Source organism: Brevibacillus sp. AF8, from assembly GCF_021270385.1.
Taxonomy (GTDB): Bacteria; Bacillota; Bacilli; order Brevibacillales; family Brevibacillaceae; genus Brevibacillus.
This window is the reverse complement of the sequence record NZ_JAGQDN010000004.1, coordinates 33,190-47,143: the sequence shown is the minus strand read 5'-3', so window position 1 is coordinate 47,143 and position 13,954 is coordinate 33,190. Positions and strand designations below refer to the sequence as shown.

The 13,954-nt window shown below is 46.0% G+C and carries 14 protein-coding genes; 7 read left to right on the top strand and 7 right to left on the bottom strand.

Translation table 11 applies throughout. The features are described 5' to 3' along the window. Positions 1-10 precede the first annotated feature (10 nt). Positions 11-895, bottom strand: a complete 885-nt coding sequence (locus KB186_RS08230; RefSeq protein ID WP_232773387.1) for a LysR family transcriptional regulator — start codon at positions 893-895, stop codon at positions 11-13. Positions 896-1,028: 133 nt separating this feature from the next. Between KB186_RS08230 and KB186_RS08225 the strand changes: the two genes are divergently transcribed. Then, the gene (locus KB186_RS08225) at positions 1,029-2,249 is read left to right on the top strand and encodes an MFS transporter (protein ID WP_173608697.1); all 1,221 of its coding nucleotides are present in this window, start codon (positions 1,029-1,031) and stop codon (positions 2,247-2,249) included. A gap of 52 nt (positions 2,250-2,301) precedes the next feature. Here KB186_RS08225 and KB186_RS08220 read toward each other — a convergent pair whose 3' ends face one another. Beyond that, positions 2,302-3,144: a DUF92 domain-containing protein gene (locus tag KB186_RS08220; protein ID WP_232773386.1), complete on the bottom strand. Its 843-nt coding sequence runs from the start codon at positions 3,142-3,144 to the stop codon at positions 2,302-2,304. Between the two features lie 212 nt (positions 3,145-3,356). Here KB186_RS08220 and KB186_RS08215 point away from each other — a divergent pair, with 212 nt between their 5' ends. Together KB186_RS08215 and KB186_RS08210 are read left to right on the top strand one after the other, a co-directional pair. Then, positions 3,357-3,704 carry a LysR substrate-binding domain-containing protein gene (locus KB186_RS08215; RefSeq protein ID WP_229087988.1) on the top strand — a complete coding sequence of 116 codons (348 nt, stop codon included), beginning with the start codon at positions 3,357-3,359 and terminating at the stop codon, positions 3,702-3,704. A 50-nt stretch (positions 3,705-3,754) separates the two neighbouring features. Next, entirely contained in the window at positions 3,755-4,129 is a 375-nt protein-coding gene (locus KB186_RS08210) for a nuclear transport factor 2 family protein (protein ID WP_173608694.1), read from the top strand. 43 nt (positions 4,130-4,172) lie between these two features. Here KB186_RS08210 and KB186_RS08205 read toward each other — a convergent pair whose 3' ends face one another. From KB186_RS08205 to KB186_RS08195, 3 genes are read right to left on the bottom strand one after another with little or no spacing between them, the layout of a single operon-like run. Beyond that, positions 4,173-4,883: a B3/B4 domain-containing protein gene (locus tag KB186_RS08205; RefSeq protein WP_232773385.1), complete on the bottom strand. Its 711-nt coding sequence runs from the start codon at positions 4,881-4,883 to the stop codon at positions 4,173-4,175. A 28-nt stretch (positions 4,884-4,911) separates the two neighbouring features. Beyond that, the gene (locus KB186_RS08200; protein WP_232773384.1) at positions 4,912-5,550 is read right to left on the bottom strand and encodes a LysE family translocator; all 639 of its coding nucleotides are present in this window, start codon (positions 5,548-5,550) and stop codon (positions 4,912-4,914) included. A gap of 33 nt (positions 5,551-5,583) precedes the next feature. Further along, complete coding sequence (locus KB186_RS08195; RefSeq protein WP_255688550.1) at positions 5,584-6,207, bottom strand: FMN-binding negative transcriptional regulator; 624 nt, start codon at positions 6,205-6,207, stop codon at positions 5,584-5,586. Positions 6,208-6,309: 102 nt separating this feature from the next. Here KB186_RS08195 and pdxR point away from each other — a divergent pair, with 102 nt between their 5' ends. Continuing rightward, positions 6,310-7,719 carry a MocR-like pyridoxine biosynthesis transcription factor PdxR gene (gene pdxR, locus KB186_RS08190; RefSeq protein WP_232773382.1) on the top strand — a complete coding sequence of 470 codons (1,410 nt, stop codon included), beginning with the start codon at positions 6,310-6,312 and terminating at the stop codon, positions 7,717-7,719. 166 nt (positions 7,720-7,885) lie between these two features. Here pdxR and KB186_RS08185 read toward each other — a convergent pair whose 3' ends face one another. Further along, a complete protein-coding gene (locus KB186_RS08185; RefSeq protein WP_232773381.1) occupies positions 7,886-9,127 on the bottom strand; it encodes an amidohydrolase family protein in 1,242 nt (413 codons plus the stop codon). Positions 9,128-9,409: 282 nt separating this feature from the next. On the opposite strand from KB186_RS08185, the gene KB186_RS08180 reads away from it, so the two are divergent. Then, the gene (locus KB186_RS08180; RefSeq protein WP_232773380.1) at positions 9,410-10,879 is read left to right on the top strand and encodes an amidohydrolase family protein; all 1,470 of its coding nucleotides are present in this window, start codon (positions 9,410-9,412) and stop codon (positions 10,877-10,879) included. Positions 10,880-10,936: 57 nt separating this feature from the next. Here KB186_RS08180 and KB186_RS08175 read toward each other — a convergent pair whose 3' ends face one another. Beyond that, on the bottom strand, positions 10,937-11,719 hold the full coding sequence (locus KB186_RS08175) for an SDR family oxidoreductase (RefSeq protein WP_232773379.1): 783 nt from the start codon (positions 11,717-11,719) through the stop codon (positions 10,937-10,939). Positions 11,720-11,948: 229 nt separating this feature from the next. Here KB186_RS08175 and KB186_RS08170 point away from each other — a divergent pair, with 229 nt between their 5' ends. Together KB186_RS08170 and KB186_RS08165 are read left to right on the top strand one after the other, a co-directional pair. After that, positions 11,949-13,022, top strand: coding sequence for a branched-chain amino acid aminotransferase (locus KB186_RS08170; RefSeq protein ID WP_232773378.1), 1,074 nt, complete (start codon positions 11,949-11,951; stop codon positions 13,020-13,022). A gap of 204 nt (positions 13,023-13,226) precedes the next feature. Next, entirely contained in the window at positions 13,227-13,943 is a 717-nt protein-coding gene (locus KB186_RS08165) for a GntR family transcriptional regulator (RefSeq protein ID WP_173608685.1), read from the top strand. The last annotated feature ends 11 nt before the right edge of the window (positions 13,944-13,954 follow it).

The window sequence follows — 13,954 nt, the reverse complement described above, 5'->3', positions numbered from 1 at the left end:
TCGCTCATCCCTATTCAAAATCGCAGGCATGATCCATAACAAATTGTTTGAATTTTTCAGTGGCAGGTGATAAATATCTCCCTTCTACCCAGGCAATTCCAATTGTCCGTTGGCACTTCGGGCTTTTGACAGGGATTTGTGTGATCTTACTCTGGTCCGTTCCTTTTAAATTGGGCAACAGGGAGATTCCCAGTCCAGCAGCGACCAGTCCTGCAACGGTATCTGCTTCCTCTCCTTCAAAGGTAATGGGAGGTGTAATTCCCGCTTCCTGAAACAATTGCTCGACAGTGATCCGAAGGGAGTATCCTTCTTTTAAATGGATAAAGGATTCATCCGCAATCTCTTCCAACGTAATCGAGGTACGATTTGCATATTTGTGGTCTTTCGGGACAATCACAAAAAGTTCTTCATTCCAAAGCGGCTTCCATACAAAGGGAGATTTCATATCCATAGGAGCAAGTAGACAAAGATCAAACTCTCCTCCTTGCAACTGATTCATAAGCGTATGGGAGGGACCTTGTCCGAGTCGAAAATGAATGTTGGGGTAGAGGGAGCGAAAAGAAGCCAGTAAATCAGGGATACGACTGGTACTTAATGTGTGCAGAAACCCAAGAGATACCTCTCCCTTATCTGGATCAAGTAAATCCATGATTTCTTGTTTTCCCTCATGATATTCCTTCATCATATTTTCGACTCGCTTTAAAAAGAGATGACCATATTTATTGAGCCGAATCGAACGTCCTTGACGGTCAAACAGAGGAACGCCTATTTCATCCTCAAATCGGGCAATCGAACGACTGAGGGCAGACTGGGAAATCGAGAGAGCTTCGGCCGCTTGTGTCACGTGTTGGATTCTTGCCAGGGTTTGAAAATATTCGAACTGTTGCCATTCCATTCGAAAGCACCACTTTCCGTTTGGAGTTTTCATTACATAAATGCATGAAAAACATGATTATAATGAATTATACATCATAGATAAATGGTGGTACCATGAAACCATAATCATCCTGAAATGATATGGTGATCGCATGATACAACAAGGTACAGCACTCTTCCGCAAAACCAGCTTTGCTTTTTTTGCCGCTGGTTTCAATACGTTTGCGATTCTTTATTGCGTACAGCCCTTAATGCCGGAATTTTCAAAAGAATTTTCAGTTAGCCCAACGACAGCAAGCCTTTCCCTCTCCATTACAACAATGGTTCTTGCCGTCAGTATGCTCGTTCTTGGTTCGCTGTCTGAAGTATGGGGACGCAAGCCAATTATGATCGTTTCCATGCTCGCTTCGTCTGTGTTTTGTATTCTCACAGCATTCAGTTCGAATTTTCATGTTCTCCTGGTATTGCGAACGATTGAAGGGATTTCATTGGCGGGTTTGCCCTCCATCGCAATGGCCTATCTTGGAGAAGAAATCGAATCCAAAAGTCTGGGAGCGGCTATGGGTCTCTATATATGCGGGAATTCCATTGGGGCTGTGTTTGGCAGGGTTTTCTCAGGTATGGTGAGTGACTACTTCGGCTGGCAGATCGCAATAGGGGGGATTGGTCTCATCAGTTTGGCTGCCACACTGATTTTTTGGAACACCTTACCACCGTCACAAAATTTTAAGGCACGCCCATTCGTAATGAGAAAGTTAGGTCTGTCTTTAGTAGACCATCTAAAGGCTCCAAGTCTCATTTGTTTATTTGTCATCGGCTTTATACTATTAGGGAGTAATGTAGCGTTGTTCAATTACATCGCTTATGTATTGCTCGAAAAGCCCTATTCACTCAGCCAAACATTTATCAGTTGGACGTTTTTAATTATGATCATCGGAATGTTCAGCTCCGTCTGGACAGGAAAATTAATAGATCGTCACGGTAAGCAAAATCTGTTATTCACAAGCTTGTTTCTCGCATTGATCGGCGTCTGTTTGACGTGGGAAGCGAATCTCATGATGAAGATAGCAGGACTTGGATTTTTTACTTTTGGATTTTTTGGAGCGCATGCGGTTGCAAGCAGTTGGGTAGGACAGCTTGCTTTACAGAACAAAGCACAGGCCTCTTCTTTGTATTTATTTTTCTACTACACGGGTTCAAGTGTAGGAGGAACACTTGGGGGATTGTTTTGGTCCGCATACGGATGGGGAGGCGTCATCAGTATGAATGTCGGCTTTCTCCTAGTCGGCTTCATCCTTTGGGCGTGCGTCTCAAAAATGGTGCAGAACGCGAAGAAAGTGACCAAAATCGCCGAGACTTGTGCCTCAAAATAAAGAAAACGGAAAAACTCAGTATCGTTTGGTGATACGAAGTCTTTCCGTTTTTTTATAGGTCAAACGATAAGCCGAATGCCAACGCCATTAAGACGGCGAAAGCACCACCTGCAAGCGAACCAGCGAGATTGACCGCATCGTTGTTCCAACCAGTGCGACCGCGGATTCGTACGGCTGGCGTGCCACAGTGACGAGCTTGCTCGATTTCACGACCGCAAGCTGTGCAACGGTACATTTGCTGCCAAGTCGCACCGATCCACGAATCAATCAGTGACCCTATTACGCCAGCCAGTCCTGCTATGCCGATCCAAGCTGCCAGTCTAAGGGCAGGTGTGATCACATCCGGCGCGGGTTGATCGGTTACCGCAAGCAGCAACCACGCTGCACCGCCGATAAATAGTCCACCGGCAAGCGATGCACCCATTCCCAGGCTAGAAACGCCGCCGGAAGTGCCAGGCGGAACACACTGCCCCGTTTTGATTGATCGCGGAGGCTTCCGGCTCAGGCCGCCGATTTCTGTTGCCCATGTATCGGCTGTGACCGCTGCCATCACGCCGAGGAACGCGTACCACCAAAGCGGATGCGACCACACCCAATTTGCTACACATAACAGTAATCCGAGCCCTCCGTTTGCGAGCACCTGGCCAGCATCGCGTCTCCCCGTTTTCTCATAACCGCTCTCGGCCTCTTCCTTTTTATGCTTTTTCCACTTGGATAATAAAGTGGACGAGACAAAAAATGCGATGAGGGAGCCGAACCAGATAAGGCTTCCGAGTGCGTACATCACGGTGCCCAGTATCACCGCCGCCAAAAAGCCGGAACCAGACAGCGACCGTTTTACATAAGCCGCCCCTGCAATCCCAGCGCTGCAGGCCAGACCGATTAACCACTCCACAGTTTCCCGCCCCCTTTGCTTTGAACTATTATACCTCGGAAGTAGGCAAGATGAGCGGTTTCCTTTAGAAAATGGTAATGACAGAATAGAGGAGGAACAAACACTTGCCCATATTGATTTGCTTATCGTATTTGGCAAAAACTTTTTGAAATGCCGCCCCAAATATGACCCACAATAATAAAGCCGCGCACCCGATCAGTATCGTTGCACACATGGAAAAAAGCATGGCCGTTTGTGAATCATGGTACGGCAGTATGAAAGTTTATCGTGCTATGTTTGAAAAATACCTAGAAGAACGAGGGCTTGCCTTTTCTCAAATGATGGAACTGTGGAGCATTGAGGCAATCAAACGATGTGTAAGGAGTGGGCTAGGTATCACTTGTTTGCCGTTAATGACTGTAAAAGAGGAAATTGAGCAGAGAAAGGTAAAGATCATTCCCTGTGACAGCAGCTTTCCTACTATTTTTGCGCAAGTCGTTTATCACAAAAACAAATGGGTTTCTCCAGCCATGACGGAGTTTATTGCGATAACGTTACAACATGAAAAAAGTTGGGCATAGATAGACGTGTTGTACGAACGGGTATCTTAATAAAGAAAGGATGATTTGTTATGATGACTTCTCTTAAAGAGAATGCGGTGTCGTTTTTGCAACTGGTAGCGTCGGGGAAGGTGCGGGAAGCATACCAAAGATACACTAGTCCGAATTTCCGCCACCATAATCCCTTTTTCCGTGGCGATGCTCATTCTCTCATGCTCGCAATGGAAGAGAACGCCGCAAAGAATCCGCATAAGATTCTCGAAGTGAAACGTGCCATCGAAGAGGGGGATATCGTTGCTGTCCATTCCCATGTAAAGCAAAACCAAGAGGATCTTGGGGGAGCTGTGGTCCATATCTTCCGTTTTCATAACGACCAAATCGTCGAATTGTGGGATGTAGGCCAGCCCATACCTGCTGATTCTCCCAATGAGAATGGAATGTTCTAAGACAGTAAGTACGGCAGCCAGTGCATATGGCTGCCGTTTGAGCTTAATCAAAGATTGTCATTTCCTTATTATAGATATCCAGCACTTCCATCTTCACCATACCACCTAGATGATGTGGCACGAAATCAGACAATTCTTTTAGTGCCATATGGAATTCATCGATTCTTGTTTCATCTACTAATTCAATACAGAGGAATGCATTTTTCGTATGTTCTGTTAGCATCGTCCTCTGAGCTTCACGCCAATTCCAGCATCTGCATATGGCACCGACATCGTCTTTATAAACAATTTCCCCTTCATAAGGCGAAGCATTTTCATCCTGTCCCAATGGGATAAAGGGTTCGTTGCCATTTGCTTGCGTTAGCCGAATATCGCCTACAAAAGTGTCGATATCTTCTCCGCCACACGGAAGTCCATATCGCAGTGAAATGGAATTATAGATGTCAACAAGCGGGTTTATGGTTCCGATCGGATTGCCATTTTTCACTCTTTTTAATAAAGCTTCAATGGAGCACCTTGCCCCTTTCTTCGTCTTGAATTTCTGAAAAGCTTCTCGCCAAACGGAAATGACAGGGTTACTGCTGAATTCCTCCAGAGTAAAAAATTTATGTGCTTCTTTCTCCGCCTCCTGCAGCAGCTTCTCGTATTTTTCAACGTCTCTACGTGAATTATCAATCCCCTGGCAAATCACGATGCCTATTTTTGCATGGGGAAATAACGACCAGAAATCATCTTCAATGAGAAATTTCGACATAACCTATCTCTCCGTTTCCTTTCACTAATTATGTTTTGGAGGGGCTCGCAAAGGCAGAGAAAATCCCGAGAGCAATATATAAATAACCAGTGATCCGATTCATTACCTTTGAACTCGCCCTACTACCCACAATCCGCTTTCTCATACTTGCTGCGAGAAAGGCATACAGACCATCGCTAACAAAAGCAAGGATAATAAATATCGTTCCTAAAAGCAAAAATTGAGCGGTGACTGACCCGGCAGTAGGTGATATGAATTGCGGAAAGAAGGCTAAAAAGAAGAGTGCTGTCTTGGGATTCATTACCTCTACAAGCGCTGATTCGTAAAAAATCTTTCGTAATTTTTTGCGAGGGGCTTTTGGAATGTCAGAAGTAGTGCTATCAGCTTTAGAAAATAATGTCTTACACCCCAGATAGATTAGATAAGTAGCACCCAGGTACTTCACGATATGAAAGGCTGTTGCTGATGTCATAAGGATCGCAGAAACGCCAATTGCCCCAGCTAAAACGTGAACAGAACCACCAAGAGACACTCCTAGAACTGATACCAGACCAGCTTTCTTCCCTTGATCGATACTTCTTGCCATAATATAAAACACAGCTGGTCCAGGTATGATTAACAATGTAGAAGCGGCAATGACAAATAGCCAAATAGTTGAAAACTCCATAAGAAGCAACTCCTTGTTGTATCTATAGGCTGATCATTTAAATAACTCTTTTCGTTGCTCACGCATCCACTGAGCAACCTGAATTTCCTCTTGATCATTTGATTTTTCAAGCTCTGCCACAATCGATTGATAATCGGTGTTGTTGCGATTTTGACTCATTTTGGCTGCCGCTTGAATCGAGGTGATTTCAATCTCAAAACCAACGATTCCTTTCATTTCTCTCTCAAGCAATTCAGGATGAAAGGTCCCCCAGAGTCGGCCATTTTCCCGGTGAGATTCATAGTGTGTCAGCATTTTATCCAAAGCCGACTTCAATTCATCCTTCGTGAGGATACGTGCTGTCCCATACGCATGTACAGCGAGATAGTCCCATGTGGGAACCTGTTCACTCTCATACCAGCTTGAGGAAATGTAAGCGTGCGGTCCTTGAAAAATCAGCAAAACATCTCTATTGTTATCCAACGTTTTCTTCTGCATGTTTCCGTATGCAATGTGCCCAGTTGCATAGATTTTCCCTTCCTCTTCACGAATTTCCAACGGGATATGCGTAGCCAACGGGCGGTGTTCATCAACTGTAATCAATAGGGCAAACGGATTAGACTTCATCATCTGAACGGCCTCATCATGTTCCATACGATATTGCTTAGGAACGTACATAGGAACCACCCTTTCAACTTGTATTTGAACCAAGAGTATGATACAAACTGACATAAAAAAAGATACAATAACAAAAAAATGTACATGTCAGGAGAGGTGCTAATGAAAAATACCATTTTTACATTCAAGGATAACTCTCCTAAATACAAACAAATCTACGACAAATTTAAATCATTTATTGAACAAGGCGATATTAAGGCGGATGAGCCATTGCCCTCTATTCGTCAGCTTGCAGATTCCTTACATGTAAGCCGCAATACAACATTAATGGCGTATGAACAACTCGTTGCGGAAGGGTACATTCGTGGAGAGGGACGAAAAGGGTATTTTGTAAATGAGTTAGAGCCCGTTTTATTTCAAGAGGCCCGCAGTTCTTCTACTCACAAGCAAACAGAGCCGGTACCATCTGTTCGCATTGATTTTCGCGCAGACGTCGTCGATCAATTGCATTTCCCTTTAAAAACATGGCGGAGGATCTCGAATCAAGTATTAACGGAAAAGGACAGCTTTCGGTACGGGGAACCTTTTGGTGAATGGAGTCTACGTGAGCAAATCGCAGCGTATTTACTCCAATCTCGTGGGGTGAGAACAGAACCAGATGCCATCATTATCGGCAGTAGTACCCAACAAATGCTTGTGTATCTCGGTCTGGTCCTGAAACATGATTTTTCCAGCGTGATTGTGGAAGACCCTGGTTATGATGGCGCTAGAAAAGCTTTTCAATTAAATCGTTTTACACTGGAAACGTTACCTGTTTATGAGACAGGTGCTGATTTTTCACACCTGGAACATAGGAAATCACGATTGATTTATGTAGCGCCGTCGCATCACAGTCCATATGGGGTCAGTATGCCCATTCAACAAAGGCATGCACTCATCCATTGGGCAAAAAATAGGCAAGGGTATATTATCGAAGACGATTATGATAGTGAATATCGCTATACCCAACAACCATTTCCGGCTCTCGCTTCCATCGATTCAACGAGAGTGATTTATCTCGGGAATTTCTCGAAATGCTTTCTGCCAGGGATTCGTTTAAGCTATATGGTGTTGCCACAGCCACTGATCAGCTGTTATAAAAATCAATTCGCACATTTCGAGAGCACCACTTCACTCCTTAGCCAATTCGCCATGGCGAAATTTATGGAAGAAGGGGAATGGAATCGGCATATTAAACGCATGCGTCTTGTTTATAAACGAAAAATGCAGCACTTCGTTTGTGAATTAAGGAAGCATTTCACGCACCATATTTCAATCATTGGCGAGCAGTCTGGTTTGTACGTACTGGTCAAAGTACACCTGGAACGCTCAGAAGAATGGCTCATTCAACAAGCTTCTCTTCAGGGAGTTAAAGTTTATCCGACTTCACTCTTCTTCATTAAAAACAAAACGGAAGAACCGATTATTAAACTTGGTTTCAGTAATTTATCAACTGATGAAATTCAGCTTGGTGTAAAGCTCTTAACAAAGGCTTGGTTACAACATGACGGGTTCGATAGCTCAAGCTTTTAAGCCCGAACAAACACCCAAGCTGGTAGGAGAAAAAAGAAGAAATAAGCGAAAGTCTTTGGGATACCAACCGAATTCTTCTTTTTTCTCCCCACCACCAAAGGCTCGATTTTGACAAAAAAATAAAGACTTCACTGAAAAATCAGCGAAGCCTCCGTGGTCTATCTGGCTACTTTGTTTCTCCCATTCTCTCCAAAGCACCATGCACAATTTTCCCTTTAAACATAACAGCAGCCCGACGAGATTTTCTCGCAATCGCTTCCGCTGAGCAGGAGCTTTCTGCAAACACGATGCTTGCCACGTCCCCAACCTTCGGCCATGCACGGTTGCCATCTTTATCGAGCGTTGTTTTTCCTCCGGTGATGAAGTACAAGGATTGCACCAATGATTTCTCATCGACCCAACGGTAGCGCTCGACGAGACGGTTTAGCTTATCGAGCATATCGCCTGTTCCATATGGCGACCATGAATCGTAGAACCCATCATAGCCAAGTGCGACATGTACGCCTTTGGCATGAAGCATCGGAACAGGTGGCATTGCCCGATTAATCGGAACGGTTGTCATGATCATCGTTCCCAGCTTGGACAATCGATCGGCCATGTCCGAGCTTTCCTCAATGGACACATCTCCGAGCGCAAAGGCATGACTGATGGCCATACGGTTCTGCCAGCCTGCTTCCTCGGTCAGATCGAGCAGTCTTTTGATCGTATAAAAGCCGAGTGTCCCCGGATCATGCAGATGAATATCGACATCCGCATCTGCTTCCACTGCAATGTCCATCATTTCACGCAAGGAGCCTTCCAACTCATTATCGATCCCAGCCGGGTCCAAGCCCCCAACCAGTGTAGCGCCTTCCTTCATTGCTTGTCTCATCAAGGAGCTTGCTTGTGTGCGCAGGAGCCCCTGCTGCGGGAAAGCGACAATTTCATACGTCAGGCGATCACTGTACTCTTCCAAGGCTGCACGCACACCCTCCAGGTTTTTCAGGCCAATGTATGGATCGATGTTGACGTGTGTGCGTACATGTGTGGCACCGCCTTTGATATGGAGCTGGAGCATCGCTTGTGCGCGCTCTTTGGTCGTCCCTGTCATCAGCGGCATTTCTTTTGCTTCGAACTCCAAGCGATCGATCAGTTTTTTCGGAGGAAGGCAAGATTTCCAGGTTGCGCCCGCATACGTTTTATCCAGATGATTATGCTTTTCAACAAAAGAGGGGAGGGCCAATAAACCTTTTGCATCTTCTTGCGGTAAAGTGGTGTCGAGTGGTTCGTTCGCCGATACGATCTCTGCGATTTTGCCGTCTTCGATCTTCAAATGACAGATTTCCGAGAGTGTGTGAAAGACGCCGTCTTCTCCTGTTTCAAAACCTTTATCGAGACGAACGTTGGTTAACCAAAAAGCTTGCATCACTAGAAATCAGCCCTTTCTCTATCTTGCAAATAGTGGATGAGAGTCCAGTCTAGTTGTCTTCATTAATTGTAGTGAATATTTCGAACAAGGTTGTTCATCTTCTTTACAAGTTTTTGCATGATCTTTACGTATTGTGTGGAATCTTGCCTGTTTTCCAAAAGGAGTAAAGATTGTGCAAATACATGTAAAGGTTTTGAAACAAATTTTACAGAATATTTCCTATAATAACGAAGGATGCAATGGAGTGAAGAAGCCGGAACGAGAAAGATAGGGAGGATCGTCATGAAAAAGAAAATAACCGCAAAATATGTCATCGGTTTTGACGGCGAAGATCATGTGATTATCAAAGATGGGGAAGTCGTTTACGAGAATGACACCATTGTTTATGTGGGGCACGATTTTGATGGCCAGGTAGATGAAGTGATCGATGCGGGCAATGCAGTAATCAGTCCGGGCTTCATTGACCTGAATGCGTTGGGTGATATTGATCACGATATCGTACATTTGGAGCAAGCTTCTGCTCGAAACAAAAATATGCTTTGGTCAGAAGACTACTACCGCAAAGGCTACCATGAGGTAATGACCCCTGAGGAAGAGGCATTCAAATCCCTTTACGCCTACAGTCAATTGATTCTTAATGGGGTAACGACAGCGATGCCGATTACATCTGTCTTCTACAAGCGCTGGGCGGAAACGTATGAGGAGCTGGCAGCGGCAGCCGATCATGCAGGGCGCTTGGGATTACGTATGTACATGGGGCCGAGCTACCAGTCTGGTATGCGTGTCGTGAAGGCTAATGGAGAGATTGAAGTACTGTGGAACGAATCGGAAGGACAAGCAGGTCTGGAGCGGGCTGTACAATTTGTCAAAGATTTCGATGGGGCTCATAACGGACTCATCCGTGGAATGCTGGCACCAGAGCGAATCGAGACTCAGTCTGTAGAGAACCTGATCAACACAAAGCGTTACAGTGAGGAGCTCGGATGTCCGATTCGTCTGCATGCTGCGCAAGGTCTCTACGAATATACGGAAATCCATCGTCGTCACAACAAATCACCGATTCAGTTCCTGAATGAGATCGGCTTCCTCGGAAAGAAAACGGCAATTCCGCACGCACATTTCATTCCAGGCTTTAGTAAGGCGAAATTCGGAGAGGGAGACGATTTGGCGATCCTCCAAGAGACAGGTACGACTGTGATTCACTGTCCGCTCGTAGTCGGTCGCCACGGCGAGGCACTCGAATCGTTTGCCCGTTACAAGCGTCGTGGTGTCAACATCGCGATTGGAACTGATACGTTCCCGCCTGACTTCATCCAAAACATTCGCACAGCCAGCATGCTGTCCCGTTTGGTGGAAGGCGATGTCGCGGATTCCAGCTACGCGGATATTTACCGCGCAGCGACATTGGGCGGAGCACGTTTCCTTGGAAGAGATGATCTGGGACGATTGGCGCCGGGGGCAAAAGCAGATATCATTGCCATCGATCTGGACGGTTTCCACATGGGGGCGGTTGATGATCCAATCCGCACGATCATCACGTGTGGCTCGGGGCGTGATGTAAAGCTCTCCATTATTGCTGGACGCACCGTAATGAAAGACCGTCTCCTGCCAGGAGTTGATCTGGAAGAGATCAAAGCGAAGGGACAGCGTTACTTTGACAAAATGCGTCTGGGTTACGTCGAGCGCGACTATCAACAGCTGGGCGAAAAAGAGCTGTTCAAGCCTTCTTTTCCAATCGTGAGCAAACCATAGCCTGTACAAAAAGAAGAAGCACAATCTGCTAGAAACGGCGGATTGTGCTTTTTTCACTTACCGGATGAACCCGCCTTCGGAATGCATAATCTGTCCGGTAATCCACTCCGCTTCGTCACTTGCCAAAAAGGCGACAAGACGTGCTGCATCCTCGGGCTGTCCAATCCGTCCGAATGGAAATTGCTGCAAAAGGTAATGCTTGATTTCGTCGTTCATCCAGCCTGAATCGGTGGGCCCAGGATTTACAGCGTTGACCGTAATCCCTCGCGTAGCTACTTCGGCAGCAAGTGTCGTCGTCAGGGCATCCACGGCTCCTTTTGTTGCCGCATACGCGATCTCACCAACCATCGGGCCTTTGGACTGACCAGATGTCATGTTGATGATTCGGCCTCCGCGTTGTTGGGAGAAGCGACGTGCAAATTCCACACTGAGCATCGTCGTTGCCCGGACATTGATGGCATAATGTGCGTCCAAACTGCCTATATTCAGCGCCTCGTAACCGTCATTTGTCGAGTAGCAAGCGTTGTTGACGAGGATGCTTGGCTCACCAAGTTGTGCTGTAGCTGCGTCGAGCACCTCCTTATAGGCATCAGACTGAGACAGGTCGACCTCGATTCCCGCACATCTGACCCCGTAGCGTCTGATCTCTTCCTGCAAGATGGCGGGTTCATCCTTATGAAACCCATGCGCCATGGAATGGTCATAGGCGGTCCAGTACGTATGGAATATATCGGCTCCGTGTGAGGCAAGCATTTTACAGATTGCAGCCCCAATCCCTTGAAGGCGGCTGGCTCCTGTTACTATGGCAATTTTTCCGTGCAGGCCATGGTGCGTGGTCATACATATCCCTCCTCATTCTGTCTCTATCCATTCTTTTCGGGATACCTATTCCCGTCATCCTGCCTATGAAGAAAAAAATTGATCACGAAATGATTGCGAAGTTTTCGCTAAATAACCATAAAATGTAGAGGCAGGAGAAACTTACGCTGGAAATCATGCAAAATTGTTGCTATTTTGTATATATAGGAAGTTTCAAATCGTGGTTTTCATACTAAGGGAGATGTAGAAGATGGAGTGTCAGTTAACAATTACCCGGACAGAACAGAAAAAAGAGAAACCAGCTTCTGACAAGTTGGGGTTCGGTGTTCATTTTACCGATCATATGTTCACCATGGATTATACAGAAGGTAAAGGATGGCATGATCCACAAATCGTCCCTTACTCTTCGCTGACATTGGATCCGGCAGCAATGGTGTTCCATTATGGGCAAGCTGTCTTTGAGGGTTTGAAAGCTTATCGCAACCAAGAGGGCAAGGTTAGCTTGTTCCGTCCTGATCTAAACTTCAAGCGTATGAACCGTTCGCTTGAGCGTATGAGTATGCCGTTGATCGACGAGGAATTCATGGTCGAGGCATTGAAACAGCTGGTGGCAGTAGATAAAGAATGGATTCCAACCGAAAGCGGACAGTCTCTCTACATTCGTCCCTTCGTAATTGCGACAGAGCCATGCTTTGGTGTGCGCGCTTCGCATACGTACAAATTGGTAATCGTGCTCTCTCCGGTTGGAGCGTACTATGCGGGTGGCATGCAGCCCGTGAAAATTTATGTAGAAAACAACTACGTTCGTGCGGTAAGAGGCGGAACAGGAAACGCAAAAGTGGCAGGTAACTACGCAGGCGGTCTGAAAGCACAAGTGGAAGCGAAAGAAAAAGGCTATGAGCAAGTGCTGTGGCTCGATGGCGTAGAGAACAAATATATTGAAGAAGTAGGCAGTATGAATGTGTTCTTCAAGGTAAAAGGGGAAGTGTGGACCCCAGCATTGAACGGAAGCATTCTGGAGGGGATCACGAGAGATTCGACCATCCAATTGCTCAAGGACTGGGGAATTCCAGTCGTAGAGAAGCGGATTTCCATGGAAGACCTGCATACTGCTTACGTCAATGGTGAGCTGGAAGAAGCATTCGGCACCGGAACAGCGGCTGTTATTTCCCCGGTCGGTGATCTGAACTGGAACGGGCATCAGATGATCATTAACGGTGAAAAAACAGGGGAATTGACGATGAAACTGTACGACGAGATGACAGGAATCCAGTACGGTGAGCGTGAAGACAAGTTTGGCTGGTCGGTAAAAGTGACAGAATAGTCACGCCAGCAGCATAAGAGGCATAGCCTTCTCTTTTTCGGGAGAGGGCTATGCCTTTTTTGAGCTGGAGAAGGATCACTCAATTTCGCGTGGGTACTGGTAAGTCCAAGTATTTCACCTCTTGACAGGAGTTGTGTAAAATATTACCTTTTGTGGTAATACCACAAATATTTGTTATAGGACCAGCAACGCAGGGAGGCGATCATGACAATGGAGAAAAAAGGGGGAAAGAAAGAACGGTCGTCGGATCAAATTGAGAAAAAATTAATCAAAGCAATTTTGACCCGCGAGTATCCTGCAGGAAGTACGCTGCGGCCCGAACGGGAGTTGGCAGAGTACTACGGGGTAGGCAGGCCAACCGTAAGAGAAGCACTGCAACGCTTGGAAAGAGATGGCTGGATCACTGTGCGGAAAGGACATCCGGCAATTGTCAACGATTATTGGCATCAAGGCAATATCATGACCCTTGTCCATATCATACAAAACCACGACGATGTTACGGATGAGTTTATTTCGTACTTGCTGGAACTGCGGATATCGTTGGCTCCTGTTTACATTCGTAACGCGGTTGCTGCTCATCAGCCGAAGGTGGTCGCATTGCTTGCGAATCTCGATCAACTGAAACCTGATGCCGATTTTTATGCAGCGTTTGACTGGGAGCTGCAGAAAAATCTGACGAGGCTTTCCCCAAATCCTATCTATTTACTGATTGTAAACAGTTTTGATTCTTTTTATCTAAAAATGGCGCGAAAGTATTTTTCCATCCCGGAACACCGCGAGGCATCTTGGCACTATTACCATCAGCTTTTGAAAGTCTCTTTGCAAGGAGATTACATCGAAGCAGAGCGTGTAGCCAGAAAGGCAATGGAAAAAAGTTTGGAGCTGTGGAGAAACCGAACCGTGTTGGAACAAGACAAGTGAAGGAACACAAG

Excerpts from the sequence above, each read along its gene's own strand:
- KB186_RS08200 (WP_232773384.1), bottom strand. The coding sequence starts at position 5,550 with ATGGAGTTTTCAACTATTTGGCTATTTGTCATTGCCGCTTCTACATTG.
- KB186_RS08180 (WP_232773380.1), top strand. The coding sequence starts at position 9,410 with ATGAAAAAGAAAATAACCGCAAAATATGTCATCGGTTTTGACGGCGAA.
- KB186_RS08170 (WP_232773378.1), top strand. The coding sequence starts at position 11,949 with ATGGAGTGTCAGTTAACAATTACCCGGACAGAACAGAAAAAAGAGAAA.
- KB186_RS08205 (WP_232773385.1), bottom strand. The coding sequence starts at position 4,883 with ATGTCGAAATTTCTCATTGAAGATGATTTCTGGTCGTTATTTCCCCAT.
- KB186_RS08175 (WP_232773379.1), bottom strand. The coding sequence starts at position 11,719 with ATGACCACGCACCATGGCCTGCACGGAAAAATTGCCATAGTAACAGGA.
- pdxR (WP_232773382.1), top strand. The coding sequence starts at position 6,310 with ATGAAAAATACCATTTTTACATTCAAGGATAACTCTCCTAAATACAAA.
- KB186_RS08230 (WP_232773387.1), bottom strand. The coding sequence starts at position 895 with ATGGAATGGCAACAGTTCGAATATTTTCAAACCCTGGCAAGAATCCAA.
- KB186_RS08225 (WP_173608697.1), top strand. The coding sequence starts at position 1,029 with ATGATACAACAAGGTACAGCACTCTTCCGCAAAACCAGCTTTGCTTTT.
- KB186_RS08195 (WP_255688550.1), bottom strand. The coding sequence starts at position 6,207 with ATGTACGTTCCTAAGCAATATCGTATGGAACATGATGAGGCCGTTCAG.
- KB186_RS08215 (WP_229087988.1), top strand. The coding sequence starts at position 3,357 with ATGGAAAAAAGCATGGCCGTTTGTGAATCATGGTACGGCAGTATGAAA.
- KB186_RS08165 (WP_173608685.1), top strand. The coding sequence starts at position 13,227 with ATGACAATGGAGAAAAAAGGGGGAAAGAAAGAACGGTCGTCGGATCAA.
- KB186_RS08210 (WP_173608694.1), top strand. The coding sequence starts at position 3,755 with ATGATGACTTCTCTTAAAGAGAATGCGGTGTCGTTTTTGCAACTGGTA.